Consider the following 23,189-nt stretch of genomic DNA (forward strand, 5'->3'; position numbering starts at 1 on the left):
ATGGCGTCGTAATGAAAACCAAACGCGTAACCATTAAAGATATCGCCGAACTGGCGGGCGTTTCCAAAGCGACCGCCAGCCTGGTGCTGAACGGGCGTGGCAAGGAGCTGCGCGTGGCGCAGGAAACGCGCGAGCGCGTGCTGGCGATTGCCCGCGAGCAGCACTATCAGCCGAGCATCCACGCCCGCTCGCTGCGCGACAACCGTAGCCACACCATCGGCCTGGTGGTGCCGGAAATCACCAACTACGGCTTTGCGGTCTTTTCCCATGAGCTGGAGATGCTGTGCCGCGAAGCAGGCGTCCAACTGCTGATCTCCTGTACCGATGAAAACCCCGGTCAGGAGAGCATGGTGGTCAATAACATGATTGCCCGCCAGGTTGACGGTCTGATCGTCGCCTCCTGTATGCACAACGATGCCGACTACCTGAAACTCAGCGAACAGCTGCCGGTGGTGCTGTTTGACCGCTGTCCTAATGAAAGCGCGCTGCCGCTGGTGATGACCGATTCGATTACCCCAACGACGGAGCTGATTTCCCGCATCGCGCCTCAGCATAGCGATGAGTTCTGGTTTTTAGGCGGTCAGCCGCGTCTGTCGCCCTCCCGCGATCGTCTGGCCGGGTTTACGCAGGGTCTGGCCCGGGCGGGTATTGAATTGCGCCCGGAGTGGGTGATCAACGGCAACTACCATCCCAGCTCCGGCTATGAGATGTTCGCCGCCCTCTGCGCGCGTCTGGGAAGGCCGCCAAAGGCGCTATTTACCGCCGCCTGCGGGCTGCTGGAAGGGGTGCTGCGCTATATGAGCCAGCACCATTTGCTCGACTCCGACATCCACCTGGCGAGCTTTGACGATCACTATCTCTACGATTCGCTGTCGCTACGTATTGATACCGTACAGCAGGATAACCGCCAGCTGGCCTGGCACTGCTACGATTTAATCAGTCAGCTGATCGAGGGCAACACGCCTGAACCGCTACAGCGCTACCTGCCGGCGACGCTGCAGTTTCGGCATCGGTGATACTACGGAGGTTTAAAAGGTTATCGAAACGCGTTAACGGACTATTTGTCTTGCCGCGTTGAAAATGCAGTGGCACCGGACGCGTTAAAGCCACGACTTACGTAGCCTCAAAATCTCTTCTGGCGCGCCTTCAAATATGAAAGGATTAAAAAACATCCTTCCCCAGAAGAGTTTTCTGTCCACTTCACTTAACCCCACCTCATCACCGAGGGCTTTCCAGTTCATATGGACCGTATCAAGATAATGGGCAATAAGCTCAATGGCTTCACGTCTGCTCAGTAAAAAACGGTCGGCAGCCGACAGGCAAACCGCAAGGTTACTCATCCGATTTTCGCCTACGATCAGCATAGCCTGCGTGGCTTCATTGCCGGCTCTCCCTTGAGGACAAATGTCATATGCAGGCGTCAGGCTAAGCCTTTTACCATCCCAAAATGCCGCATGGTTTCTGGCATGATCGTCGGTATTACCACAAATAATGTTAAAAACAAGTCGCCCAAACAGCTCCCGCAGCGTCTCTTTAGGGGCACTAAAACGCTGACGTATAATGTCCGCCAAATCTTCATAGCTCGCATATCTTGCCATCATTTCATCAAGACCAAAGATAGTCAGCGCTGACACCATCAGGCGGCGTTGCCAACCGGTCTTGCTTTGGACGCGATCAAAACGCTCGATAAGCAAAACATCTTTACCAGCAGTATGGCGAAAGAGAACAGGCGCAACATTCAACCCAACGCAGCCTGCCAGGCGCATGGCGATATATTCGCCTTTAACAACATTATAGGTATCTGTTGAAGAAGAAAATTTAGCGATAAATTTACGATTCCCAAATTCGATCATCGCTTTTGGTCGTGCTCCACCGAGTGAAGTGCCGTGAAATAACGCCTGTTCAAGATCGACGGTTAACGGTATACCGTTTTCCACCATCGACGCTGCCTGCATAAGCTCTTCAAGCGATGCTCCTCGGGCCGCGCGAGGAACATACTCCGTCGCAGAGCGCTGAAAATCAAGACCACCAATCCGATCGGAACCGGACTCAAGTAAGTAGGTCATTTCATCCAGGGTGTTGGGATCGGTATCTCTGCCTTGTGCGCCCATCAGTCGGTTCAGAATAACTCGCCGCCCCCAGGCATCAGGAGCGCCATCGCGTAACGCGCCAGCCATTTGCAAACCAGGGGCAGGTACAATTGCGCCTCTGACTAAAGGAAGCTCCGGCACATAAACCGCTATCGCCTCTTTCCGCTCCAGATAACTGCGGCCGTAGTTGAAAATAAACCGACCGTTGTCTCTGCTTAACACTCCGGCGACAACGGGTTCTGTTGCTCCAGGCAGCCAGATCCAGACATACACTTGCTCAAGGCTATTCTCAGAAGTCATCATTTATCACCTTCCTTGAGTGATGAACCGCACGCGGCATTAATGACAGCGTTTTCTCTGCATTAGCAATATGTAACGCCAGAGCAGAACGCTCTGGCGTAAACAGCGGCACGCCCACTATTGTCGCCAGTTCAAATACCGCGCCAATCGCACATCCCATATCGCCTTCCTCAGCACGATAAACCAGCCCACGCGACACGCCAGCACGTTCTGCCAGCTCCTCGATAGTGAGTCTGGATTCTATGCGTGCGGTACGGATCATCATTCCCAGCAACCGTGCTGCGTCGCGACTGTAACGAGAGTAGGTTCGGGTCGACGGCTTTGCCATAATGCTTCTCATGCCTTATTAATAGAACGTAGTTAGCGATTATAACCCGTTTATAGAACACTACAAATGAGCCAACTCAGTCATTCCAAAGAGCTCATGTCCCATAAAAAAAACAGAAATGGCTATTACGCCCCATTAATAGAACAAAATCACACATCCAGCCCCGCGATCCGCACCAGATGAACGGTGAGCCACAGCAGCTCGTTGCCGCCGAGGGTGATATCGAGCTGGGCTTTGACGTAGTCGCGGATCAGCAGCGCGCAGCGGTAAGCGTCCGGATACGCCTTAATCACCTGCACCAGCAGAAAGCTGTCCCGCGCGCCGTCCAGCTCCCCCTCCTGTAAACGCTGGAGGAAAAACTGCATATGGACCAGAAAGCGCGAGTAGTTTATCGATTCGGTGTCTATCTGCTGCTTAAAGTGGTACTGCACGAGATTAAAAATATCCTTCAGCATTTTCACCGACTGCATGGTCTGCGCTACGTCGTCGCCCTCGCTCTGGCCGTTAACCAGATGAAAGGCGATATTCCCGGCTTCCTCCTCCGGCAGTTCAATCCCGTACTGCTGGCGAATAATCGTTACCGCCTCACTGGCGACGCGGAACTGCTGCGGATAAAAGCGCCTGACTTCCGGCAGCAGGCGGTTCTGAATAGCGATCCCTTTGCGGCTGCGCTCGATGGCGAAAGTCAGATGGTCGGCGAGGGTGAAGAAAATCTGCTCGCGGACTTTGCTGGCGAGCTGCATATTGGCGCGGGAAATAATCATTGCGGCCATCTCAATGACCTCATCCGGAATGGCGGAGAGCGCCTCAAGATAGCCGCTGCGCGCGCCGAGCGCCTGGGTTACGAATAGCTTCTCTATCTTCTCCGGGGCGATCTCGTCTCCGGGTCTGCTATTGAAACCAATGCCTTTCCCCATGACGATAACCTCCCTGTTATCGTCGTCCATCGAGAGCACGAGGCTATTATTGAGCACCTTCTGAACAATCATCTCTGCGACTCGTCGTGGTTGCCGTTTTGCGCGATGACATCCTTATACCACCAGAAGCTGCGTTTGCGGATCCTTTGCAGGCGCTTCAGGTCATCCTCGCCGCGATCGACATAAATAAAACCGTAGCGCTTGGCGTATCCCTGATGGGTGCTGACCACGTCAATCGCCGCCCACGGACAGTAGCCCATCAGCTCGACGCCGTCGGCAATCGCCAGCCGCATCTGTGCGATATGCGCGTCGAGGAAAGCGATGCGATAGTCGTCATTCACCGTCCCGTCAGGCTCCAGCTTGTCCGGCGCGCCCATCCCGTTTTCGCTAATCAGAATCGGCAGACCATAGCGCTCGCACACTTTACGCAGCGTCAGACGCAGCCCTACCGGGTCGACCACCCAGCCGTAGGGGGTTTTGCCGACCCATGGATTTTCCGCCGGACGATAAACCCCCTCTTCGCCCAGCATAATTTGCTGATCGCCCGCGCGGGGCGCAACGTCCCCGCCGTCGCCCCGGCTGGCGGCAATGGTGGCGGTCGAGTAGTAATTAATGGCGATAAAGTCCGGCCTCCCCTGCTGCAAAATCAGCGCATCCTCCGGCTGCAGTTCCGGCGCGAGGCCGCGATCCTGCATATAGGCCCACGCCAGGGCGTTGTAGCGCCCATGCACCGCAACATCCAGAAAGCTCCAGCAGCGCAGCGTCTCCCAGTTATGCGCGGCGATGGCGTCCTCCGGCTTACAGCTTTCGGCGTACATCGACGTGGTGTTTATCGCCGGGCCGATGCGCAGCCCGGGGAACTCACGGTGGCACAGGGCGAAGATCTGCGCCTGGGCCAGCATCATATGATGATTCTGCTGGTACAGCGCCTTCTTATCCGGCAGTTCACGATCGGCGGGCACGCCAATCGCGCCGGGATGCAGAATCATGGTGTTCTGTTCGTTGATGGTCAGCCAGAGCGGAACTTTGGCGGCAAATTCGCTGAACAGCAGCCTGGCATAGCGCACGAATGCCTCCCCGGTTTTGCGGTTCAGCCAGCCGCCTTTTAGCTCCAGCGCCCACGGCAGGTCGAAGTGGTAGAGCGTCACGATGGGGGTGATCCCGTGGCGCGTCAGGGCGTCGATCAGGCGGTGATAAAAGGCCAGCCCATCCGGATTCACCGGGCCATCGCCGTCAGGTATCACCCGCGACCAGGCCACCGAAAAACGGTAGGCCTTCAGCCCCATCTGCGCCATCAGCGCGACGTCCTCCTCCACGTGATGATAGTGGTCGCTGGCGATGCGGAAGTCCGCCGTTCCCGGCGGATGGCTAAGCATGTCGACTACCGACGGTCCTTTACCGTCTTCATTCCACGCACCCTCAACCTGATAGGCTGAGGTGGACGCGCCCCACAGAAAACCGTCCGGGAACCGGGCCTGCTGTTGATAAATCATGGCTGCGCCTCCTTAACGGATTGCACCATCAGCGTCTCGCCGTAATCCACCCGGGCGGCGTCGGTAAAGCGCAGAGCGTGCTGCCCATCGCCGTTGACCACAATGACTGGCGTAATCAGGTCGTATCCGGCCTGTTCGATGGCGGGAATATCAAAGCGGATCAGCACCTGCCCCGCCTCCACCCTATCTCCCACCTTCAGCGATGAGCTAAAGTGCTGGCCGTTAAGATTAACGGTATCAATACCGATATGGATCAGCAGCTCAACCCCGCTGTCGCTCTGCAGGCCAACGGCGTGGCAGGAGGGCAGAAACATCATCACCGTGCCGCTAAACGGCGCGCGCAGTACTCCCTCTTCGGGACGAATCGCCAGCCCCTCGCCCAGCAGACCGCCGGAAAAGACGTCGTCGTTCACTTCACTGAGCGCCACCACCTGACCGCGCAGCGGGCTTAATACCTCCGTCTCCCCCTCGCTTTTAGCGCTCGCCGCAGGCTGCGGCGCCTCGTCCACCGCTTCTTGTTCCTCAGGAACATCTTTGAAGGCGAGAAACCAGGTCAGGGTAAAGGTCACCACGATGGAAATCGCGCAGGTCACCAGCGCATGAACGATGTTCATCGGGTTTTCACCGATAAACGCCGGCAGCGCCGCGAGGCCTGGCGAGACAAACGCGTAGCGCACAAGCCCGCTCACCCCGGCATAGACCCCGGCGCAGCCGCCGCCGATCATCGCGGCAATCAGCACGCGGCGGAACTTGAGCAGCACCCCGTACAGCGCCGGTTCGGTGATCCCCAGCAGTGCGGTAAATCCCGACGAGGAGGCCAGCTGGCGCAGGTTGCTATTTTTGGTTTTCAGCGCCACGCACAGCGTCGCCGCGCCCATCGCCACGTTTGAGGCCAGCATCCCCGGGCCGTTAATCATCTCGTAACCGCTTTTACTCAGCTGACCGGTGGCGATCGGCGTCATCGCCCAGGCGGTGCCGGTAATGATCAGGAAGGGCTGCAGGGTGCCCATCAGCATCGGGATTAACCAGCTGGCGTGGCGGTCGATAGCGCCCGCCCCCGCAGCCACCAGGTCGTTAAGCAAAATGCCCGCCGGGCCGACCACCACCAGCGCCAGCGGCGCGGTAATCAGCAGAATCAGCATCGGCTTAACGAAAAACTTGATAATCGATGGCGACACTTTTTCGGCGAAGCGCTCCACCCACGACATCAGCCACACGGTCAGAATAATCGGCAGCACCGAACCGGCGTAATCGGAAAGCAGGACGTTGATGCCGACAAAATCCACCGCTTTACCGGCCGCCAGCATCTGGCCGATGCCCGGATGCAGCAGCACGCCCGCGAGGGTCATCGCCAGAATCGGGTTGCATTCAAACTTCAGCGATGCGCCGTAGGCCAGCAGCACCGGCAGGAAGAAGAAGGCGGCGTCGGCAATAATATTCAGCAGCTGATACGTCGAGCTGGTTTCGCTAATCACCCCGGTGAGCTTGAGAATGGCCAGCAGCGCTTTAATCATCCCCGCGCCGGTAATCGCCGGGATCACCGGGGTAAAGGTGGTCGAAATAACGCTGATAATCCGGGCGACGATGCCGGCCGGCTTCGCGTTTTTATCGCCGCCTGCCGGGCCTTTTTTCTCCGGCAGCGCCTTATTGAGCAGGCGATAAACCTGCTGCACCTCATTGCCGATAACTATCTGGAACTGGCCGCCCTTCTCCACTACGCTGATCACGCCGGGGAGGGCGCCAATCTGCGCATCGTTAACCTTTGCGCGGTCGTTGAACTCCATGCGCAGCCGGGTCGCGCAATGGGTGAGCATACGGATGTTCTCCGCACCGCCCACCGCGTGGAGGATTTTGTCTGCTGTTTCGTTATAGTTCATAGTGTTCCCTGGTGTTGGGGCAAAAAAAAAGACCAAAACAGAGACGCTCCCCTTGGCGGGAGAGCATTTCTATTTTGGTCTTGCCTGCTTTCGCAGTAGCACGCCATCATAAAAATGGGTTATTTCGGCGGATTATCTAAGCGGCCTTTGATGAATTCAATGATGACCGGACAAAAGTGTGAGCTGGATTAAGTAAATTCTTAAGTAAATATCAGCCGAAGGCCTGCTGACGAAGCCAGCTTTGTAATAGTTTGCCATTGGGGGTCATCTCGCTATCCTGGCGCACGCAGAGATAATAATCCCGGCCATCATCTATTGCCGCATCGAAGATTTTCACCAGCTCGCCGCTCTTCAGATAGGGAGCGATCAGCGGCTCGCGCATTAGCGCACAGCCCAGCCCGGCCTGTACGCCCGCCAGGGTTAGCAGACCATCCTCAAACATCGGCCCGGTCGATCGCGGCGGGCGCTTCACTCCCTGCTGCACAAACCACTGGTTCCACGTGGTGCGCTCCTCATCATGCAGCAGCGGCATCTGTAACAGCTGTTCCGGGGTATCAATATGCCCATGGAGGCGGAGAAAAGCCTGACTGCATACCGGAACCATTCTGCCGGAGATCAGCTTTTCGCTTTGATAGCCAACCCAGTGACCGTTGCCAAAGCGGATCGACATATCGGAAGCGTCGCTAAGATAGTTGCGGTGGTTGGCGTAAACCACGTTGATTTCGGTATGCGGATTCGCGTGCACGAATGACGGCAGCCGGGGAATAAACCAGCCCATGCCAAACAGCGGGATCAGGCTGATCGTCACCTGCTGGGTTTGCACCTGATCGACCAGGTGCTCAGTGGCCTGACGCAGCACGTTAAACGCCGCGCGTATCGAGCGGTAATACTCCCGCCCCTGCTGGCTGAGGGTCAGCCGTCGCCCCTGACGTGCGGTGAGCGGGATCTGCAAATAGCCTTCCAGCACTTTGAGCTGATGGCTGACCGCCGAGGGCGATATCGCCAGCTCCTGCGCCGCCAGGGTTACGCTGCCGAGGCGTGCGATCGCCTCGAAGGCGCGCACCGCCCGCAGCGGGGGATCGTTGGCCAACGTACTCTCCGACCAGCTAACCGGCCCCTCTGATTGTTCTGTTTTTTTCATATGTTGATTTTCTTAGCGCATTTCGCTATCCGATGCATTATTTAATTATATTTAAAATCATAAAGATAGTTAACCACACATTTATAATAAGAAAGAATATATGCGTATTTTACAATTTAATTCATTTGTTGGATGGTAGCTATTATTTGAGCATCTTGTCGGAACAATCAGTTGGACACACTCATACAACAAATCATCAACGGGGTCATGCTCGGCAGCATCTACGCCCTGATCGCGCTCGGCTACACCATGGTGTACGGCATCCTGCGCATTATTAACTTTGCCCACGGCGATATTCTGATGGTCGGCGCGTTGACCACGCTTTCCGGGATGCACGCGCTGAACGCCCATTTCCCCACTTTGCCGCCGCTGGCGCAGCTGGGGCTGGCGCTGGTGCTGGCCATGGCGGTCTGCGCCCTGCTGGCGATGGCGGTCGAACGCTTTGCCTACCGCCGCCTGCGCAACGCCCCGCGCCTGGCGCCGCTGATCTCCGGGATCGGCGTCTCGGTACTGCTGCAAACCGTGGCAATGATCGTCTGGTCGCGTAATCCGCTGATGTTCCCGCAGATCCTGTCAATGGATGCCATCGCCGTGACCCACGGCAGCGCAGCGCATCCGCCGGCTCTCGTTACCGTCACCGGTATCGTCACCGTCGCGCTGGCCTTCGCGGTGATGCTTGGCCTGTGGCTGCTGGTGGAGTACACCCGTTTAGGTCGCGGTATGCGCGCGGTAGCGGAAAATCCGCGTATCGCCACGCTAATGGGCGTTAACCCTAACGCAATTATCGCCCTCACTTTCGCCATCGGCGGCATATTCGCCGCGCTGGCTGGCGTCATGATGGCCAGCAACTACGGCAATGCCAGCTTCTCCATGGGCTTTCTGCCCGGCATTAAAGCCTTTACCGCCGCGGTACTCGGCGGCATCGGTAATATTCGCGGCGCGATGATCGGCGGCCTGCTGCTGGGCCTTATCGAATCTCTTGGCGCAGGCTATCTCGGGGACCTGACCCACGGCGTCTTCGGCAGCAACTACCAGGATATCTTCGCCTTTATGGTGCTGATCCTGGTGCTGGTCTTCCGCCCGGCCGGTTTGCTCGGCGAACGCGTCGCGCACCGGGCTTAGGAGAAAAATCATGACTACGGCACAACTCGATACGCCTGTCGTCTCCCGCCGCTTCTGGACCGGGATGACCCTGTTGGTCTGCGCGCTGCTGGTCGCGCCGATGGTCGCCAGCCAGCTCGGCGGCAACTACTGGGTGCGAGTCATCGACTTCGCCCTGCTCTACGTTATGCTGGCGCTGGGGCTGAATATTGTGGTCGGCTACACCGGCCTGCTGGATATGGGCTTTATCGCCTTTTACGCCGTCGGCGCGTATCTGGCGGCGCTGCTGGCCTCGCCGCATCTGCTGGACGTCTTCCCGATTTTAAATAGCTGGTTTCCGGACGGCCTGCACACCTCCTGGCTGGTGATTATTCCGCTCGCCGCGCTGGTGGCGGCAGGCTGCGGTATCGTGCTGGGCGCGCCGACGCTCAAGCTGCGCGGCGACTATCTGGCCATCGTCACCCTCGGGTTCGGTGAAATTATTCGCATCCTGATGCGCAACCTCGACCGTCCGGTCAACATCACCAACGGCGCAAAAGGCATTTCCGGGGTCGATTCGCTGAATCTGTTCGGCCTCAAGTTTAGCGGCGTCTATCACTGGTTTGGTTTTAAAGTCCCGGCGCTGTGGCTGTGGTACTACCTGCTGATGCTGGCGATCGTGGCGATTATTTTCGTCTGCCTGCGGCTACAGCATTCACGCATTGGTCGGGCCTGGCACGCGATCCGCGAGGACGAAGACGTCGCCCGCGCGATGGGCATCAACCTGCGTAATTACAAACTGCTGGCTTTCGCTATCGGCGCCTCATTCGGCGGCGTGGCGGGCGCGCTGTTCGGCGCATTTCAGGGCTTTGTTTCGCCGGAATCCTTTACCCTGCAGGAGTCGATTGCGGTCCTGGCGATGGTGGTGCTGGGCGGGATGGGGCACATCCCCGGCGTGATCCTCGGCGCGGTGCTGCTGACCGCGCTGCCGGAACTGCTGCGCAGCCAGGCGGCGCCGGTACAGCAGGCGCTGTTTGGCGAAGTGCTGATTGACCCGGAAGTATTGCGCCAGCTGTTCTACGGTCTGGCGCTGGTGCTGGTCATGCTGCTGCGCCCGCAGGGCATCTGGCCCGCGCGACATCAAGGAGCAAAAGCATGAGCCTGTTAAGCGTACGCCATATGACCAAGCGTTTCGGCGGTCTGACGGCGGTCGACAACGTATCGCTGAGCATCAACGAGGGCGAAATCTACGGCCTGATTGGCCCCAACGGCGCGGGAAAAACCACCTGTTTTAATCTGATTACCGGGCTTTACCCGGCGGACAGCGGCGAGTTCGCTATCGGCGGGGAAGCCTATTTTCCGAAGAATATTGAGAAAGTGACCGCCGCAGGGATCGCCCGCACTTTTCAGAACGTGCGGCTGTTTAACGACATGTCGGTGCTGGAGAATGTAATGGTGGGCCGCCACGTGCGCACCCGCAACGGCCTGTGGGCCGCGCTCTCCCGCCATAAACGCGCCCGCGCCGAGGAAGCGCAAACCCGCGAGCTGGCCTGGCACCTGCTGGATTATACCGGTATCGCGCAGTTCGCCCACTACCGCGCCTGCGACCTCGCCTACGGCCACCAGCGGCGGCTGGAGATCGCCCGCGCGCTGGCGACCGATCCGCGCCTGTTAGCGCTGGATGAACCAGCGGCCGGGATGAACGCCGCCGAGAAGATGGCCCTTGGCGAACTGCTGCTGCGTATTCGCGACGACGGCAAAACGCTGCTGATGATTGAGCATGACGTCAAGCTGGTGATGGGGATCTGCGATCGCCTGATGGTGCTGGATTACGGCAAAACGTTAACCAGCGGCACGCCGGATAGCGTACGCCGCGATCCGGCGGTGATCGCCGCCTGGCTGGGAGGCAGCGCCCATGTCTGATTTATTAACCGTTAACCAGCTTAGCGTCCACTACGGCGGCATCCAGGCGGTGCGCGACGTCTCATTCAGCGTGAAAGAGGGCGAGCAGACCACGCTTATCGGCGCCAACGGCGCGGGCAAAAGCTCCACCGTCCGCGCCATTACCGGGCTGGAACCCTTTAGCGGCGAAATTCTGTTTAACGGCAAACCGATACGCAAACGCCGGGCCGAATCCCTGCTGCGCGAAGGACTCGTGATGGTGCCGGAAGGACGCGGCATCTTTGCGCGCATGACGGTGCTGGAAAACCTGCAAATGGGCGCCTGGCTACGACGCGACGCGGCGGCGGTAAAACAGGAGATGCGCGCCATTTTCGAAAACTTTCCGCGCCTTGCCGAACGCCAGCACCAGCTGGCGGGACTACTCTCCGGCGGCGAACAGCAGCTGCTGGCGCTCAACCGCGCCCTGCTCAGCCAGCCGCGCCTGCTGATCCTCGACGAGCCGTCAATGGGCCTGGCGCCGCTGATGGTCGAAAACATTTTTCGCGTGATAGCCACCCTGCGCCAGCGCGGCGTCGCGCTGTTGCTGATTGAACAGAACGCACGCCTGGCTCTTGAGGCCACCGACAACGCCTGGGTGATGGACAGCGGCAGCATCGTCGAGCGCGGTCCGTCGCAGACGCTGCTGGCCGATGACCGTATTGCACAGATTTATTTGGGTGAAATGCCCGTTTAACACACCAACCAGCATCAGGGAAAAACAATGAAAACAGTAAAAATCAGTGCGCTCAGCGCCGCTATTCTGCTCAGTGGTTTTGCCTCATCCGCCGCGTGGTCTGCGGCCAGCGAAACCGTCATTATCGGCCTTGCTGGCCCGCTGACCGGCCCTTCCGCGCGTATCGGCAAGGACCTGGAAAACGGCGCGCAGCTGGCGATTGACGATATCAACAAGCAGCAGCCGACTATCGGCGGCAAAGCGGTGACCTTCAAGCTGCAATCGGAAGACGATCAGTCCGATCCGCGCACCGCCGTTGCCGTCGCCCAGCGCCTGGTAGATAGCGGCGTCGCGGGCGTCGTCGGTCACTGGAACACCGGCACCAGCATCCCTGCCGCGCGGGTTTACCATGATGCGGGCATCGCCCAGGTTGCGCCGGTCGCCACCGGGCACGCCTATACCAAACAGGGCTTTGATACCAGCTTCCGCGTGATGGGCCACGATGATGACGGTGGCCAGTTTGCCGGGCAGTACGCGGTGCAAACCCTGAAGGCCAAACGCATTGCGGTTATTGATGACCGTACCGCCTTCGGCCAGGGGCTGGCGGATGAGTTTATTAAGTCGCTGGAAGCGCAGGGTATCAAAATCGTTGACCGTCAGTATGTCGATGACAAAACCGTCGATTTCAGCGCCGTCCTGACCGCCATCCGCAGCAAAAAGGCCGATCTGATTTTCTTTGGCGGCGTCGATAGTCAGGCCGCCCCGCTGGCGCGCCGCATCAAACAGTTGGGCATGAATGCCACCCTGATGGGCGCAGGCGGCTTCGTTAGCCAGACCTTCCTCCAGTTGGCGCAAAAAGAGGGCGACGGCGTGGTGGCGCTGGAGCCGGGACTGCCGGTTGAGCAGATGCCGGGCGGTAAAGCCTTCGAGCAGGCCTACCAGTCGCGCTATCACACCCATATCGAACTGCACGCGCCGTTCGCCTATGACGCGACCCGCGTGCTGGTCGCGGCGATGGAAAAAGCCGACTCCGTCGATCCCGCCGACTATCTGCCCGCCCTGCGCGCCATTAACTACGCCGGCGTGACCGGACAAATCGCCTTTGATAAAGAGGGCAACCTGAAATCACCAACCTTTACCGTTTATAAAGTCGTCGACGGCAAATGGCAGCCGCAAACCGTACTCGGCGGCGCAACAACGAAGTAACGCAGTGAGGCAATGTGATGAGTGATAGTAACGAGCTGGGCATTCTCGCCCGCCGCAAAATTGAAGCAGAAATAATCAAGCCGATTTACGACATCCTGGTGCGGGAAATAGGTAAGGCTCGCGCCCAGGCGGTCATCGGCGAAGCGATTGAAAACGCTGCGATTGAGGCGGGGAAAGCCTTTGCCCGCCAGGAGCCGAACGGCGCGGATATTCGCAGCTTTGTCGCGCTGCAGTATCTGTGGGAAAAAGATAACGCCCTGGAGGTCAAGGTACTGGACGCCGACGACCAGCAGTATAACTACAACGTCAACCGCTGCCGCTACGCCGAGATGTACCACGAAATGGGCCTCGGCGAGATTGGCCATCTGCTCTCCTGCGCCCGCGACGATAAGTTTATCGTCGGCTATGCCCCGGATGTGGAGCTGACCCGTACCACCACCATTATGCAGGGCGGAAAGTGCTGCGACTTCCGCTATCGCGTGAAAAAGGATAAGCCATGATAACCGTCAACGGCGCACGTCTGTGGTCGACGCTCAACGAGATGGCGCAACTCGGCGCCACGCCGGCGGGCGGCGTGACCCGACTGGCGCTTAGCGAAGAGGACCGCCAGGCGCGCAATCTGCTGCGCCAGTGGGCGCGTGAAGCTGGTTTCCCCTGCGAAGTCGACAGTATGGGGAATATGTTTATTCGCCGCCGCGGTAAACATTCGCATCTGCCCCCGGTGTTGACCGGTTCGCACGTCGATTCCCAACCGCTCGGCGGCCGCTATGACGGCATTTACGGCGTCCTCGCCGGGCTGGAGGCGCTGCGCACGCTGAACGACCGCGGCATTGCGACCGAACGCGATATCGTGCTGGTGAACTGGACCAACGAAGAAGGGGCGCGCTTTGCCCCGGCGATGCTGGCGTCCGGCGTCTGGGCCGGGCAGTTTAGCGAGTCCTTCGCGCTCGCCCGCGAAGATCGCGACGGCATCAGCGTCGGCGAGGCGCTGGAGGCTATCGGCTATCGCGGGGAGCGTCCTGCCGCCGCCTGCCCGCTCCACGCCTGCTACGAAGTGCATATCGAACAGGGGCCGATTCTGGAAGAAGAAGGCGTTGATATCGGCCTCGTTCACGCGGCAATGGGCCAGCGCTGGTTCAACGTCACCCTGGAGGGCTTTTCCGCCCACGCCGGAACCACGCCGATGGGCAGCCGCCGCGACGCGCTGACCGCCTTCGCCGAGCTGGCGCTGGCGGTGGAGCAAATCGGCATCGCCCATAATCCAGACGGGCGCGCGACTATCGGGATGGCGCAGGTCATTCCGGGATCGCGCAACGTAGTACCGGGAGGCGTGGCGTGCAGCGTCGAATTTCGTCATCCGCAATCCCCGGCGCTGGAAGCCATGGAACGGGCGCTGCATCGCGCCGCTGAAGCGCTGGCGGCGCGGGGCGTGGCGGCAAACGTCGAGCGCATTTTTGATTATGCGCCCATTGCTTTTGATCGCGAGTGTCTGGCGCGCAGCCAGCGAGCGGCGGACGAACTGGGCTATAGCGCGCGAACCATTGTCTCCGGCGCCGGTCACGATACCTGCTATATCAGCAAGGTCGCGCCCGCCAGCATGATTTTCATTCCCTGCGAGAAGGGAATTAGCCATAACGAGGCGGAAAATATTCTGCCCGCGTGGGCCGAGAAAGGGGCTAACGTGCTGCTCAACAGTTTACGCCTTGCCGCCGATGAGCTGCCCGCTCGCAGCGCGACGTAAAACGCGATACAGCCCACGCCAGCCAGGGCCGTGGGCTATTGCCGATCAATGCTTTTTGCGGTTGCGGCGCATATCGATAGTCACCGCCGCGACGATAATGATGCCTTTAATAATATCCTGCACGTAGGCGTCAACGCCGACAAAGGTAAACCCGCTCTTAATCAGGCCGAGGATCATGGCGCCGATTAAAGTGCCGGTTATGCGCCCTACCCCGCCCATCAGGCTGCTGCCGCCGATAACCGCCGCGGCGATCGCATCCAGCTCGTAGGACATTCCCATGCTCGACTGGCCGCTGCTGACGCGCGCCGCCAGCACTACGCCTGCAAGGCCGGAGAGCGCCCCGGCGATGGTATAGACGATCACCAGGTATTTATTCACGTTGATACCGGAGACCTTCGCCGAGGTCATATTGCCGCCGATAGCATAAACGTATTTACCGTAGCGGGTATGCTTCAGGGCGATGTGGAAGACCGCAGCAACGACGAAGAAAATAATCACCGGCATCGCGCCCTGACCGATGGCGGTGAAGCTGTCGGATAAGAAGCTAATCGGGTTGCCCTGAGTGTAATACTGCGCCAGACCGCGCGCCGACACCATCATCCCCAGGGTGGCAATAAACGGCGGGATGCCGGTGCGGGTCACCAGAAAACCGTTGGTTAAGCCGCACAGAAGACCGACGCCGATGCCGGCGCCAATCGGGATTATCGCCGGCATATTGACCAGCGACGGGAACATCGGCGACAGGCTGTCGGAGGTTTGCGCGAGGCTCGCCGCCACCACGGCGGCGAGCGCGATCACCGAACCGGAGGAGAGGTCAATCCCGGTGGTAATAATGACCTGAGTAACCCCGACTGCGATAATACCGATAATCGCTACCTGTAAAACAATTAATATCAGGCGATTGGTGTTTAATAAAAAGGACTGGTCGCGGACGTACCAGCCGGCAATTTCAAAAGTCAGGGCAATCACCAGCATGACGATAAATATGCCGGTATCTTTCGGCAGCCGGTGGCGTAATTGCCCAAAGAAAGAGGGTTTCTCATCGATCGGGGTCGCCGTTATTTTCATATTGCTCATTCTCTGTGCCTCAATGGGATGCCAACGACAAAATGGTTTCCTGATCGGCGTCCTCTTTATCGAGGATGCCGGTAATCCGTCCTTCATGCATCACCATCACCCGGTCGCTCATCCCGAGAATTTCAGGTAATTCAGAAGAAACCATAATTACCGCCACGCCGCGGTTGGCCAGTTCGCTAATCAGATGATATATTTCCGCTTTCGCCCCGACGTCAATTCCGCGGGTCGGCTCATCGAGAATGAGTATTTTCGGCTGAGCCAGCAGCCAGCGGGCAATAAGCACCTTCTGCTGATTGCCGCCGCTAAGGTTATTAATAATCTGATCCATGGTGGGGGTTTTAATATTCAGGCGGCGGATCTGCTCCATACAGTCCTCGGCCATTTTTAGGTGCTGAACAAAACCGGTTTTACCGATATATTCCGGCATTTTGACGATACTCATATTCTCCAGCACCGACAGTACGAGGAACAGGCCGGACTTTTTGCGGTCTTCCGTCAGCAGCGCCATCCCTTTTTCAATTGCCGTCGAAGGCGAATCAATAGTGACCGGCACACCGTCAATCAGCACTTCGCCGCTATCGGCTTTCTCCATGCCGAACAGGCTTTCCATCACTTCGCTGCGCCCGGCCCCCACCAGCCCCGCCACGCCGAGGATCTCCCCGCGGCGCACGCTAAAGTTGATATCGTGAAAGACCCCCTTGCGCGACAGGTTGCGCACGGTCAGCACCTCTTCGCCAATGGTATTATTGAATTTGGGAAAGAGCTGGGTAAGCTCCCGCCCGACCATCCGGGTAATCAGCGACTGGCGGGTAAACTCGGTGGTAGGTTGACTTCCTACCCAGGTGCCGTCGCGAAATACGCTGATCTCATCGGTAATGGTGAAAATTTCATCCATCTTATGGCTAATATAAATAATGGCTTTTCCCTGCTGGCGTAAATCGCGAATAATGGTAAACAGATGCGCCACTTCGCTCTCAGTTAATGCCGAGGTCGGTTCGTCCATAATCACAATATCCGCATTCCACGAAACCGCTTTGGCAATCTCCACCATCTGCTGGGCGGCGATGCTTAATTCCCCTACCAGGCGATCGGCGGATAAACGAATATTCAGTTTATTCAGTAGTTCCTGAGTCTGCCGGGCAAGCTGGCGATGATCGACGAAACCGTATTTCATCGGCTCGCGGCCGAGCCAGATATTTTCCGCCACCGTCATATGCGGTACCAGATTAAGCTCCTGATGGATCATCGAAATCCCGGAGCGCAGCGCATCCATCGTATCCTGAAACTGGACCGGCTCCCCTTTGACGCGGATCGCGCCCTTATCGGGACGGTAGATCCCGATCAGGCATTTCATCAGCGTGGATTTCCCGGCGCCGTTTTCGCCCATCAGCGCGTGCACCGTCCCCGGGCGCACGCGTAATGAGACGTTGTCGAGCGCCTTCACGCCGGGGAAGAATTTGCTGATCCCTTCGGCTTCAAGTGCAAAAGCGTTCATACTTCACCTCCGTACCCTGAATGACTATTTCTGGTTGCGATTGATGAATTCAGCCATGTTGTCTTTGGTGATCAGCTGGTAAGGGACGTCGATGACCTTTTCCACTTTTTCGCCATTGGCCAGCTTAATAGCGGCATCTACCGCGCCTTCGCCCTGCCCTTTGGCATCCTGGAAAATCGTGGCGATCATCTTGCCGTTTTTAAGCATTTGCAGGGCATCTGGCGTCCCGTCCACCCCGGCAATCAGGATATGGTTGGGGTTTTTCCCCAGCGCCTGCAGCGCGCCGATGGCCATTTCATCGTTATTGGAGGCGATCGCCTGAATGTCTTCGCCGCTGGTCATCCAGTTGCTGACTACGTCAACGGCGTCGTTACGCATAAATTTGGCGGTCTGCTTCTGCACGATTTTGATATCGGGGTATTTCGCCACCACCTCTTCGACCCCTTTGGTCCGGTCGCGGGTCGATTCATTCGCCAGGTCGCCGAGCAGAATGGCGACGTTGCCCTTGCCGTTCATCGCTTTGGCTAGCGCTTCCATCTGTAAGCGCCCCGCCAGCACGGAGTCGGAGCCGACGTAGGCCATTTTATCGGTCAGCTGCGCCTGCGGACGACGGTTAACGAAGATCAGCGGAATGCCCGCTTTGGTCGCCTGGTCCATAATCGGTTTGACCGCGTTGGTATCGACCGGGTTAACGATAATGGCGTCGACGCCCTGGCCAATAAAATTCTGCACCTGCTGTAGCTGCTGCGAGACGTCGCCCTTCGCATCTTCCATCTGTGACTTCACGCCCTCTTTTTGCATCTCTTTTTGCATGGCGGTGCGCAGAATGGTCAGGAAGTTGTCATCAAAAAGCGCCATAGAAACACCGACCGAAATATCTTTCGCCATCACGACCGCTGGCAGCATGCAGGCTATCAAAGAGGCAACAACCGTTTTCTTGATATTCATAGTTGATCCTTTATTCACAGGTACATCGGTTAGGTAAGGTAAAATGAAAAATTAGTTTCATTAATTGTGCATTAAGCGCCTGCTTTTTCAGCGTTTCGGAAAAACAGGCTTCGCGCTACGTCATTTTTTAATGCCGACCGCCATCACAAAATTCAGTTGTTTTAAAATGATTTTCTGAAACATCAGTCCATTTATAACGAGGTGAAAATTACAGACCGTTTATTTCATTAACAACACATATGAAACGTTTATAAGTAAATAACCGAAATGAAAATTTTAAAACTGCGTGTTAACAGAACTTTGACACACATCTAACATTGACGCATAAATGCGCAAAAAATGAGAGGCAGGCGACGGTTTGCCGCCCGGCGCGGCGATAGCGGCAGCGGTTTAAAACGGGACAGGAGATACGGTGTAAAAAGGGATGTCGCCCGGCAGGCCGCGGGCGCTCAGTCGACGTTTTCAGCGCTATAGAGGATAAACTCGACCTTGCCGTCACGAAAGAGATGGGGCTGATAGCCGGTTTCCAGGTGGCGCAGGGCCAGCTCCACCGCCAGCCTGGCATGCTGATGAGGATTTTGATCGACCGTCAACGCCATCCCACCCTGCGCCAGCTGTTCGCGGGTGGTGCTATAGCGTTCATGAGTAATCCAACAGCACTTACCATAACGGCGATGGCGGGCCAGCGCCTGCGCCACCAGACTATTGCCCAGACCGGTATTGTAGATGCCCACCGCGTCGCGGTTACGGTTCAGAGCTTCTTCCAGCAAACGGTCGATCCGCTGCCGGTTATCCTCACCCGCCAGCACCTCACCAAGCTGCAGATGCGGAAAGCGCTGGCTTATCACCTCGCGAAATCCCTGAATCCGCGAGCGGTGGGCGCTGAAATCCTGACGACCGCTGAGCATCAACACTTCCCCGGGCTGATGGGCCATTAGCCCCATCATCATGCCCGCGGTACGTCCCGCCTGCTGCTGATCGATTCCCACGTGGCAAAGCCTCTGCGCGCCGGGCAGGTCGGTGACCAGCGTAATTACCGGTACGTTTGCTTCGCGACACTGGCGCAGGGCTTCGTAGACCAGCGGATGTTCGTTGCCGAAGACAATTATCGCATGGCGCTTTTTACTGCTGCGAAGAAGGCTTTTCGCCAGTTTTTCCGGGGAGGATTCCGCCACCAGCGTGCGGTGCAGCGTCAGTCGGCGATAGCCAAGGCTATCCGCCACGTCGGCGAAATCCTGCGTCAGGCGAGAGAAAAAGCGCGAGTCGTTAGCGCTCAGGAACACTTCGATTTGCCAGGGCAGACGACGTTCTTCCGGCAAAATACGCTTTAAACCGGCTTCACGCGCCGCCTGCAGCACCCGGCGCGTGGTTTCCGGCGACACGCCGCCGCGTTCGTTAAGCACCCGGTCAACCGTCGCCACGCCCACGCCGATCCGTTTAGCCAGCGCCGCCAGTGAAATGCTTTTCATCGTTCCCCTCACCCATGATGGAAATCCATCAAAACGCCCGTGTTGGTCAGTGTAGCAAACAGATTAATTTGGCAACGCTAAATCCCTCTTTCTGGAGAACAAAATGACCTGCATTCGTTTTGCGTTATTAGGCAGCGGTTTTATAGGCCAGGTTCACGCCGCCAACCTCGCTCGCCATGAGCGAACCGTTCTGGCCATGGTGGCGGACGCCGAGCCCGAGCGGGCGAAAACGCTGGCCTCCCGCTACGGCGCGCGGGCAACCACCGTCGCCGAGGCCATCAGTAGCGATGCCATTGATGCGGTGCTCATCGCCAGCTCGACCCCTTCACATGCGGAACTGCTGGAGGCCGCCGCGCGCGCCGGGAAGGCCGTTTACTGCGAAAAACCGATCGACCTTTCGCTGACCCGCGCGCGCCAGGTTGTCGACAGGGTTTTGCCGCTCGGCGTGCCGGTGACCGTGGGCTTTAACCGCCGCTTTGACGCCAGCCACCAGCAGCTGCGTCGCCAGGTCGAGGCTGGCGTTATCGGTAAAATTGAACTGGTGCAGATGGCGTGCCGGGCATCGGTTATGCCGCCGCTGGCGTATCTGCGCAGCTCCGGCGGCCAGATGCGCGACCAGGCAATCCACTTTTTCGATCTGCTGCGTTTTCTTACCGGCGATGAAGTGACAACGGTTGCCGCCATGGGAGAGGCGCTGGCGCTGCCGGAGCTCGCCGGGATCGGCGATGTCGATACCTCCATTCTCATGCTGCGGATGCGCGGCGGCGCGCTGGCGCAGCTGGACAACACCCGGCGCACCGGCCACGGCTACGATGAACGTATCAGCCTGCTCGGCCCGGAGGGCGTGCTGGAGTCCGGCAGTCAGGCCTCGCGCGGCGTGACGCTGTGGCAGGGAGCGCGCTGCATTCAGCCCGGCCTCTATCCGGACTGGTTCAGCCGCGTCGAGGAGTCGTACTACGCGCATCTGGATGCTTTTGTCCGCTCGCCAGGCGGAGAAGAGGAGCCGGACCTGCCGGGGCTGCTGGACGGGCTGCGGGCGCAGGCTATCGCCGAAGCCGCCGTGCTTTCCCTGCAGCAAGGGCAATTTGTCAGCGTCGAACCGCTGGCGTAAAAAAGCCCCGTATGCGGTCGGCATACGGGGCAACGGCGCGCCGTTAACGCTCCTCGTTAAATATTACGCCAATCTGCCGCCGCACTTCATCCATGACGCTCAGGTTTTCCAGAACTCTGGTCAGCGGGCGAATCGGCGAATCCGTGAGCCCTTGCCCCACGCACCAGGCAAAATGTTCGGCCTGATAAAACAGCTGGTCGTAGCGGTTACGCGGCTCTTCCCAGCGCAGTACCTGTCCCCCCTGGCTGGCGGCGAGGGTAAAATTCCCCGGCGCATAGAATTGCCCGTCAAGGACCAGGGTCGCGTCGCGCCCGGCCACCACCGCGCCGCCCGGCGTATTGCTGAATAGCGTGGTGTTGAGCAATCCCTGTAAGCCGTTTTCCCAGTTAAACAGCATCGAAATTTGCCCATTGATGCCCCTTTGGGCGGGGCGCCCGCGGGCGACAATGTCCTGCGGCACGCCGCCGACCATCACGCTGAATGAGGTCAGATAGCTGCCGAGATCCATCATCGGTCCACCGGCAAGATCGGCATTAAAAATGCGATGATCCGGAGTAAAATATTCACCGTGATCGGCGAGCAGCGTATGCAGATCGCCCAGCACGCCGTCATCCAGCAGCTGGCGAATCACGTCATATTTCGGTGCGTAATCGCACCACATCGCCTCCATCGCCAGCTTCCCCTGTTTCAGGGCTTCTGCTTTTAGCGCCGCGCCTTCCCGCCGGTTCAGCGCAAACGGCTTTTCAATCAGTACATGTTTGCCCGCCTGCAGAACCCGCAGCCCGTCCGGGAAGTGGTGGTTATGCGGGGTGGCAACGTAAACCGCATCAATATCCGGCCGCGCCAGCATCTCATCCACCTGAGCGTAAGCCTGCGGGATCCCCCAGCGGGCGGCAAAGCTGTCGGCCTTTTGTTGCGTCCGCGAGGAGACGGCAACCACCCGCTGGCGGCTGAGCTCTTTTAACGATTTCACAAAGCGCTCGGCAATCCAGCCGGGGCCAATAATGGCCCAGCGCAGCGAGGGGATCGCCGCAGCGGCAGGATGGCGCGGTTTCGGTAACTGTGACGGGAACATAGCGGCTCCTTATTTTTATGGGTCTGGCGAGACACTATAAGCAGGCGCTGGAAGGACAAATATCGAATTGATGATGGAATTCCATCATCAATAAATTGCTTGTCAAAATAGCGGGAGTCGCAGATAGTCCGCTGCGACTTATCACTCTCAAGGAATCAGAAATGATAAAAAGTTCGTGGCGTAAAATTGCAATGCTAGCCGCCGCCGTTCCGCTGCTGCTGGCGAGCGGCGCACTGTGGGCCAGTACCGATGCTATCCATCAGAAGCTGACAGATCTCGAGAAGCGTTCAGGCGGCAGGTTGGGCGTGGCGCTAATCAACACGGCAGATAATTCTCAAATCTTATATCGCGGCGACGAGCGTTTTGCCATGTGCAGCACCAGTAAAGTGATGGCCGCCGCCGCGATATTAAAACAGAGCGAAAGCAATAAAGAGGTGGTAAATAAAAGGCTGGATATTAACGCAGCCGATTTGGTGGTCTGGAGTCCGATTACCGAAAAACATCTCCAGAGCGGAATGACGCTGGCTGAGCTAAGCGCAGCGACGCTGCAATATAGCGACAATACGGCGATGAATCTGATCATCGGCTACCTTGGCGGGCCGGAAAAAGTCACCGCCTTCGCCCGCAGTATCGGCGATGCCACCTTTCGTCTCGATCGTACGGAGCCCACGCTGAATACCGCCATCCCGGGCGATGAGCGTGATACCAGCACGCCGCTGGCGATGGCTGAAAGCCTGCGCAAGCTGACGCTTGGCAATGCGCTGGGCGAACAGCAACGCGCCCAGTTAGTCACCTGGCTGAAAGGCAATACCACCGGCGGGCAAAGCATTCGCGCGGGCCTGCCTGAAAGCTGGGTGGTCGGCGATAAAACCGGCGCCGGAGATTACGGCACCACCAATGATATTGCGGTTATCTGGCCGGAAAATCACGCTCCGCTGGTATTAGTCACCTACTTTACCCAGCCGCAGCAGGATGCGAAAAACCGCAAAGAGGTGTTAGCCGCAGCGACAAAAATCGTGACCGAAGGGCTTTAAGCCGGGAACAGGCCCGTTCTGCAACACTCTGTACTCTGCTCCCGGGGGCGGCGCTCAACGCGCCTTGCCCGGGCTACGGGTTCATTACCGTCTGCGGGCCGGTAACCACCACGATTTACCGACGTCTGCCGTTGGGTAGCCCGGACAGATGCGCAGCATCGCCTCCGGGAAATTCAGCCACTCCGCACTCTGC

Annotated in this window: 21 protein-coding genes; 10 read left to right on the forward strand and 11 right to left on the reverse strand. The window is 58.2% G+C overall.

Annotated elements, in window-relative coordinates; all coding sequences use genetic code 11:
* Positions 1 to 11: 11 nt before the first annotated feature.
* Positions 12 to 1,016, forward strand: a complete 1,005-nt coding sequence (locus ABLV11_RS18850; protein ID WP_064344971.1) for a LacI family DNA-binding transcriptional regulator — start codon at positions 12 to 14, stop codon at positions 1,014 to 1,016.
* Positions 1,017 to 1,100: 84 nt separating this feature from the next.
* Here ABLV11_RS18850 and ABLV11_RS18855 read toward each other — a convergent pair whose 3' ends face one another.
* From ABLV11_RS18855 to ABLV11_RS18880, 6 genes are all read right to left on the reverse strand, one after another.
* Positions 1,101 to 2,390, reverse strand: a complete 1,290-nt coding sequence (locus ABLV11_RS18855) for a HipA domain-containing protein (protein WP_032726132.1) — start codon at positions 2,388 to 2,390, stop codon at positions 1,101 to 1,103.
* A complete protein-coding gene (locus ABLV11_RS18860) occupies positions 2,380 to 2,718 on the reverse strand; it encodes a helix-turn-helix transcriptional regulator (RefSeq protein WP_023320494.1) in 339 nt (112 codons plus the stop codon). The genes ABLV11_RS18855 and ABLV11_RS18860 overlap by 11 nt, the downstream gene beginning before the upstream one ends.
* Before the next feature lie 149 nt (positions 2,719 to 2,867).
* The gene (locus tag ABLV11_RS18865) at positions 2,868 to 3,707 is read right to left on the reverse strand and encodes a PRD domain-containing protein (RefSeq protein WP_163530095.1); all 840 of its coding nucleotides are present in this window, start codon (positions 3,705 to 3,707) and stop codon (positions 2,868 to 2,870) included.
* Entirely contained in the window at positions 3,704 to 5,128 is a 1,425-nt protein-coding gene (locus tag ABLV11_RS18870) for a glycoside hydrolase family 1 protein (RefSeq protein WP_064344970.1), read from the reverse strand. Before ABLV11_RS18870 ends, ABLV11_RS18865 begins: the two co-directional genes overlap by 4 nt.
* Positions 5,125 to 7,005: a beta-glucoside-specific PTS transporter subunit IIABC gene (locus ABLV11_RS18875; RefSeq protein ID WP_023320491.1), complete on the reverse strand. Its 1,881-nt coding sequence runs from the start codon at positions 7,003 to 7,005 to the stop codon at positions 5,125 to 5,127. The genes ABLV11_RS18870 and ABLV11_RS18875 overlap by 4 nt, the downstream gene beginning before the upstream one ends.
* A gap of 211 nt (positions 7,006 to 7,216) precedes the next feature.
* On the reverse strand, positions 7,217 to 8,146 hold the full coding sequence (locus ABLV11_RS18880; RefSeq protein ID WP_004111106.1) for a LysR substrate-binding domain-containing protein: 930 nt from the start codon (positions 8,144 to 8,146) through the stop codon (positions 7,217 to 7,219).
* A 171-nt stretch (positions 8,147 to 8,317) separates the two neighbouring features.
* Here ABLV11_RS18880 and ABLV11_RS18885 point away from each other — a divergent pair, with 171 nt between their 5' ends.
* Genes ABLV11_RS18885 through ABLV11_RS18915 form a run of 7 tightly spaced genes read left to right on the forward strand, consistent with a single transcriptional unit; the run spans position 8,318 to position 14,787 of the window.
* Positions 8,318 to 9,268 carry a branched-chain amino acid ABC transporter permease gene (locus tag ABLV11_RS18885; RefSeq protein ID WP_016809096.1) on the forward strand — a complete coding sequence of 317 codons (951 nt, stop codon included), beginning with the start codon at positions 8,318 to 8,320 and terminating at the stop codon, positions 9,266 to 9,268.
* Between the two features lie 10 nt (positions 9,269 to 9,278).
* The gene (locus tag ABLV11_RS18890) at positions 9,279 to 10,385 is read left to right on the forward strand and encodes an ABC transporter ATP-binding protein (RefSeq protein ID WP_126488695.1); all 1,107 of its coding nucleotides are present in this window, start codon (positions 9,279 to 9,281) and stop codon (positions 10,383 to 10,385) included.
* Positions 10,382 to 11,149 carry an ABC transporter ATP-binding protein gene (locus ABLV11_RS18895; RefSeq protein WP_016809094.1) on the forward strand — a complete coding sequence of 256 codons (768 nt, stop codon included), beginning with the start codon at positions 10,382 to 10,384 and terminating at the stop codon, positions 11,147 to 11,149. Before ABLV11_RS18890 ends, ABLV11_RS18895 begins: the two co-directional genes overlap by 4 nt.
* Entirely contained in the window at positions 11,142 to 11,861 is a 720-nt protein-coding gene (locus ABLV11_RS18900; protein WP_105889853.1) for an ABC transporter ATP-binding protein, read from the forward strand. Before ABLV11_RS18895 ends, ABLV11_RS18900 begins: the two co-directional genes overlap by 8 nt.
* Before the next feature lie 27 nt (positions 11,862 to 11,888).
* Positions 11,889 to 13,046, forward strand: a complete 1,158-nt coding sequence (locus ABLV11_RS18905) for a branched-chain amino acid ABC transporter substrate-binding protein (protein WP_348855634.1) — start codon at positions 11,889 to 11,891, stop codon at positions 13,044 to 13,046.
* Positions 13,047 to 13,063: 17 nt separating this feature from the next.
* Positions 13,064 to 13,546: an L-2-amino-thiazoline-4-carboxylic acid hydrolase gene (locus ABLV11_RS18910; RefSeq protein WP_348855635.1), complete on the forward strand. Its 483-nt coding sequence runs from the start codon at positions 13,064 to 13,066 to the stop codon at positions 13,544 to 13,546.
* On the forward strand, positions 13,543 to 14,787 hold the full coding sequence (locus ABLV11_RS18915; protein WP_126488687.1) for a Zn-dependent hydrolase: 1,245 nt from the start codon (positions 13,543 to 13,545) through the stop codon (positions 14,785 to 14,787). Before ABLV11_RS18910 ends, ABLV11_RS18915 begins: the two co-directional genes overlap by 4 nt.
* A 45-nt stretch (positions 14,788 to 14,832) precedes the next feature.
* Here the strand turns inward: ABLV11_RS18915 and ABLV11_RS18920 are convergent, their stop codons facing one another.
* The 4 genes from ABLV11_RS18920 to ABLV11_RS18935 form a co-directional block, all read right to left on the reverse strand.
* Positions 14,833 to 15,855 (reverse strand): ABC transporter permease, encoded by a 1,023-nt coding sequence (locus tag ABLV11_RS18920; protein WP_024273870.1) that lies wholly within the window; start codon positions 15,853 to 15,855, stop codon positions 14,833 to 14,835.
* A 19-nt stretch (positions 15,856 to 15,874) separates the two neighbouring features.
* Complete coding sequence (locus tag ABLV11_RS18925; RefSeq protein WP_004111095.1) at positions 15,875 to 17,359, reverse strand: sugar ABC transporter ATP-binding protein; 1,485 nt, start codon at positions 17,357 to 17,359, stop codon at positions 15,875 to 15,877.
* A 24-nt stretch (positions 17,360 to 17,383) separates the two neighbouring features.
* Complete coding sequence (locus ABLV11_RS18930) at positions 17,384 to 18,307, reverse strand: sugar ABC transporter substrate-binding protein (protein WP_004099858.1); 924 nt, start codon at positions 18,305 to 18,307, stop codon at positions 17,384 to 17,386.
* A gap of 449 nt (positions 18,308 to 18,756) precedes the next feature.
* Positions 18,757 to 19,776 (reverse strand): LacI family DNA-binding transcriptional regulator, encoded by a 1,020-nt coding sequence (locus ABLV11_RS18935; RefSeq protein ID WP_004111094.1) that lies wholly within the window; start codon positions 19,774 to 19,776, stop codon positions 18,757 to 18,759.
* 103 nt (positions 19,777 to 19,879) lie between these two features.
* Here ABLV11_RS18935 and ABLV11_RS18940 point away from each other — a divergent pair, with 103 nt between their 5' ends.
* Positions 19,880 to 20,887 carry a Gfo/Idh/MocA family oxidoreductase gene (locus tag ABLV11_RS18940; RefSeq protein ID WP_348855638.1) on the forward strand — a complete coding sequence of 336 codons (1,008 nt, stop codon included), beginning with the start codon at positions 19,880 to 19,882 and terminating at the stop codon, positions 20,885 to 20,887.
* Between the two features lie 43 nt (positions 20,888 to 20,930).
* Here the strand turns inward: ABLV11_RS18940 and ABLV11_RS18945 are convergent, their stop codons facing one another.
* Positions 20,931 to 21,962, reverse strand: a complete 1,032-nt coding sequence (locus ABLV11_RS18945; protein WP_049127973.1) for a Gfo/Idh/MocA family oxidoreductase — start codon at positions 21,960 to 21,962, stop codon at positions 20,931 to 20,933.
* Positions 21,963 to 22,123: 161 nt separating this feature from the next.
* Between ABLV11_RS18945 and ABLV11_RS18950 the strand changes: the two genes are divergently transcribed.
* Positions 22,124 to 22,996: an extended-spectrum class A beta-lactamase OXY-2-26 gene (locus ABLV11_RS18950; protein WP_126488681.1), complete on the forward strand. Its 873-nt coding sequence runs from the start codon at positions 22,124 to 22,126 to the stop codon at positions 22,994 to 22,996.
* Positions 22,997 to 23,189: the final 193 nt, after the last annotated feature.

This window comes from Klebsiella sp. GW_Kp181, assembly GCF_040062315.1.
Classification (GTDB): Bacteria; Pseudomonadota; Gammaproteobacteria; order Enterobacterales; family Enterobacteriaceae; genus Klebsiella; species Klebsiella oxytoca.

What these genes read in the sequence shown, in the direction of transcription:
- ABLV11_RS18900 (WP_105889853.1), top strand. Translation starts at nt 11,142, where the DNA reads ATGTCTGATTTATTAACCGTTAACCAGCTTAGCGTCCACTACGGCGGC.
- ABLV11_RS18855 (WP_032726132.1), bottom strand. Translation starts at nt 2,390, where the DNA reads ATGACTTCTGAGAATAGCCTTGAGCAAGTGTATGTCTGGATCTGGCTG.
- ABLV11_RS18850 (WP_064344971.1), top strand. Translation starts at nt 12, where the DNA reads ATGAAAACCAAACGCGTAACCATTAAAGATATCGCCGAACTGGCGGGC.
- ABLV11_RS18925 (WP_004111095.1), bottom strand. Translation starts at nt 17,359, where the DNA reads ATGAACGCTTTTGCACTTGAAGCCGAAGGGATCAGCAAATTCTTCCCC.
- ABLV11_RS18940 (WP_348855638.1), top strand. Translation starts at nt 19,880, where the DNA reads ATGACCTGCATTCGTTTTGCGTTATTAGGCAGCGGTTTTATAGGCCAG.
- ABLV11_RS18865 (WP_163530095.1), bottom strand. Translation starts at nt 3,707, where the DNA reads ATGATTGTTCAGAAGGTGCTCAATAATAGCCTCGTGCTCTCGATGGAC.
- ABLV11_RS18920 (WP_024273870.1), bottom strand. Translation starts at nt 15,855, where the DNA reads ATGAAAATAACGGCGACCCCGATCGATGAGAAACCCTCTTTCTTTGGG.
- ABLV11_RS18875 (WP_023320491.1), bottom strand. Translation starts at nt 7,005, where the DNA reads ATGAACTATAACGAAACAGCAGACAAAATCCTCCACGCGGTGGGCGGT.
- ABLV11_RS18910 (WP_348855635.1), top strand. Translation starts at nt 13,064, where the DNA reads ATGAGTGATAGTAACGAGCTGGGCATTCTCGCCCGCCGCAAAATTGAA.
- ABLV11_RS18945 (WP_049127973.1), bottom strand. Translation starts at nt 21,962, where the DNA reads ATGTTCCCGTCACAGTTACCGAAACCGCGCCATCCTGCCGCTGCGGCG.
- ABLV11_RS18890 (WP_126488695.1), top strand. Translation starts at nt 9,279, where the DNA reads ATGACTACGGCACAACTCGATACGCCTGTCGTCTCCCGCCGCTTCTGG.
- ABLV11_RS18895 (WP_016809094.1), top strand. Translation starts at nt 10,382, where the DNA reads ATGAGCCTGTTAAGCGTACGCCATATGACCAAGCGTTTCGGCGGTCTG.
- ABLV11_RS18915 (WP_126488687.1), top strand. Translation starts at nt 13,543, where the DNA reads ATGATAACCGTCAACGGCGCACGTCTGTGGTCGACGCTCAACGAGATG.
- ABLV11_RS18860 (WP_023320494.1), bottom strand. Translation starts at nt 2,718, where the DNA reads ATGGCAAAGCCGTCGACCCGAACCTACTCTCGTTACAGTCGCGACGCA.
- ABLV11_RS18880 (WP_004111106.1), bottom strand. Translation starts at nt 8,146, where the DNA reads ATGAAAAAAACAGAACAATCAGAGGGGCCGGTTAGCTGGTCGGAGAGT.
- ABLV11_RS18935 (WP_004111094.1), bottom strand. Translation starts at nt 19,776, where the DNA reads ATGAAAAGCATTTCACTGGCGGCGCTGGCTAAACGGATCGGCGTGGGC.
- ABLV11_RS18870 (WP_064344970.1), bottom strand. Translation starts at nt 5,128, where the DNA reads ATGATTTATCAACAGCAGGCCCGGTTCCCGGACGGTTTTCTGTGGGGC.
- ABLV11_RS18950 (WP_126488681.1), top strand. Translation starts at nt 22,124, where the DNA reads ATGATAAAAAGTTCGTGGCGTAAAATTGCAATGCTAGCCGCCGCCGTT.
- ABLV11_RS18930 (WP_004099858.1), bottom strand. Translation starts at nt 18,307, where the DNA reads ATGAATATCAAGAAAACGGTTGTTGCCTCTTTGATAGCCTGCATGCTG.
- ABLV11_RS18905 (WP_348855634.1), top strand. Translation starts at nt 11,889, where the DNA reads ATGAAAACAGTAAAAATCAGTGCGCTCAGCGCCGCTATTCTGCTCAGT.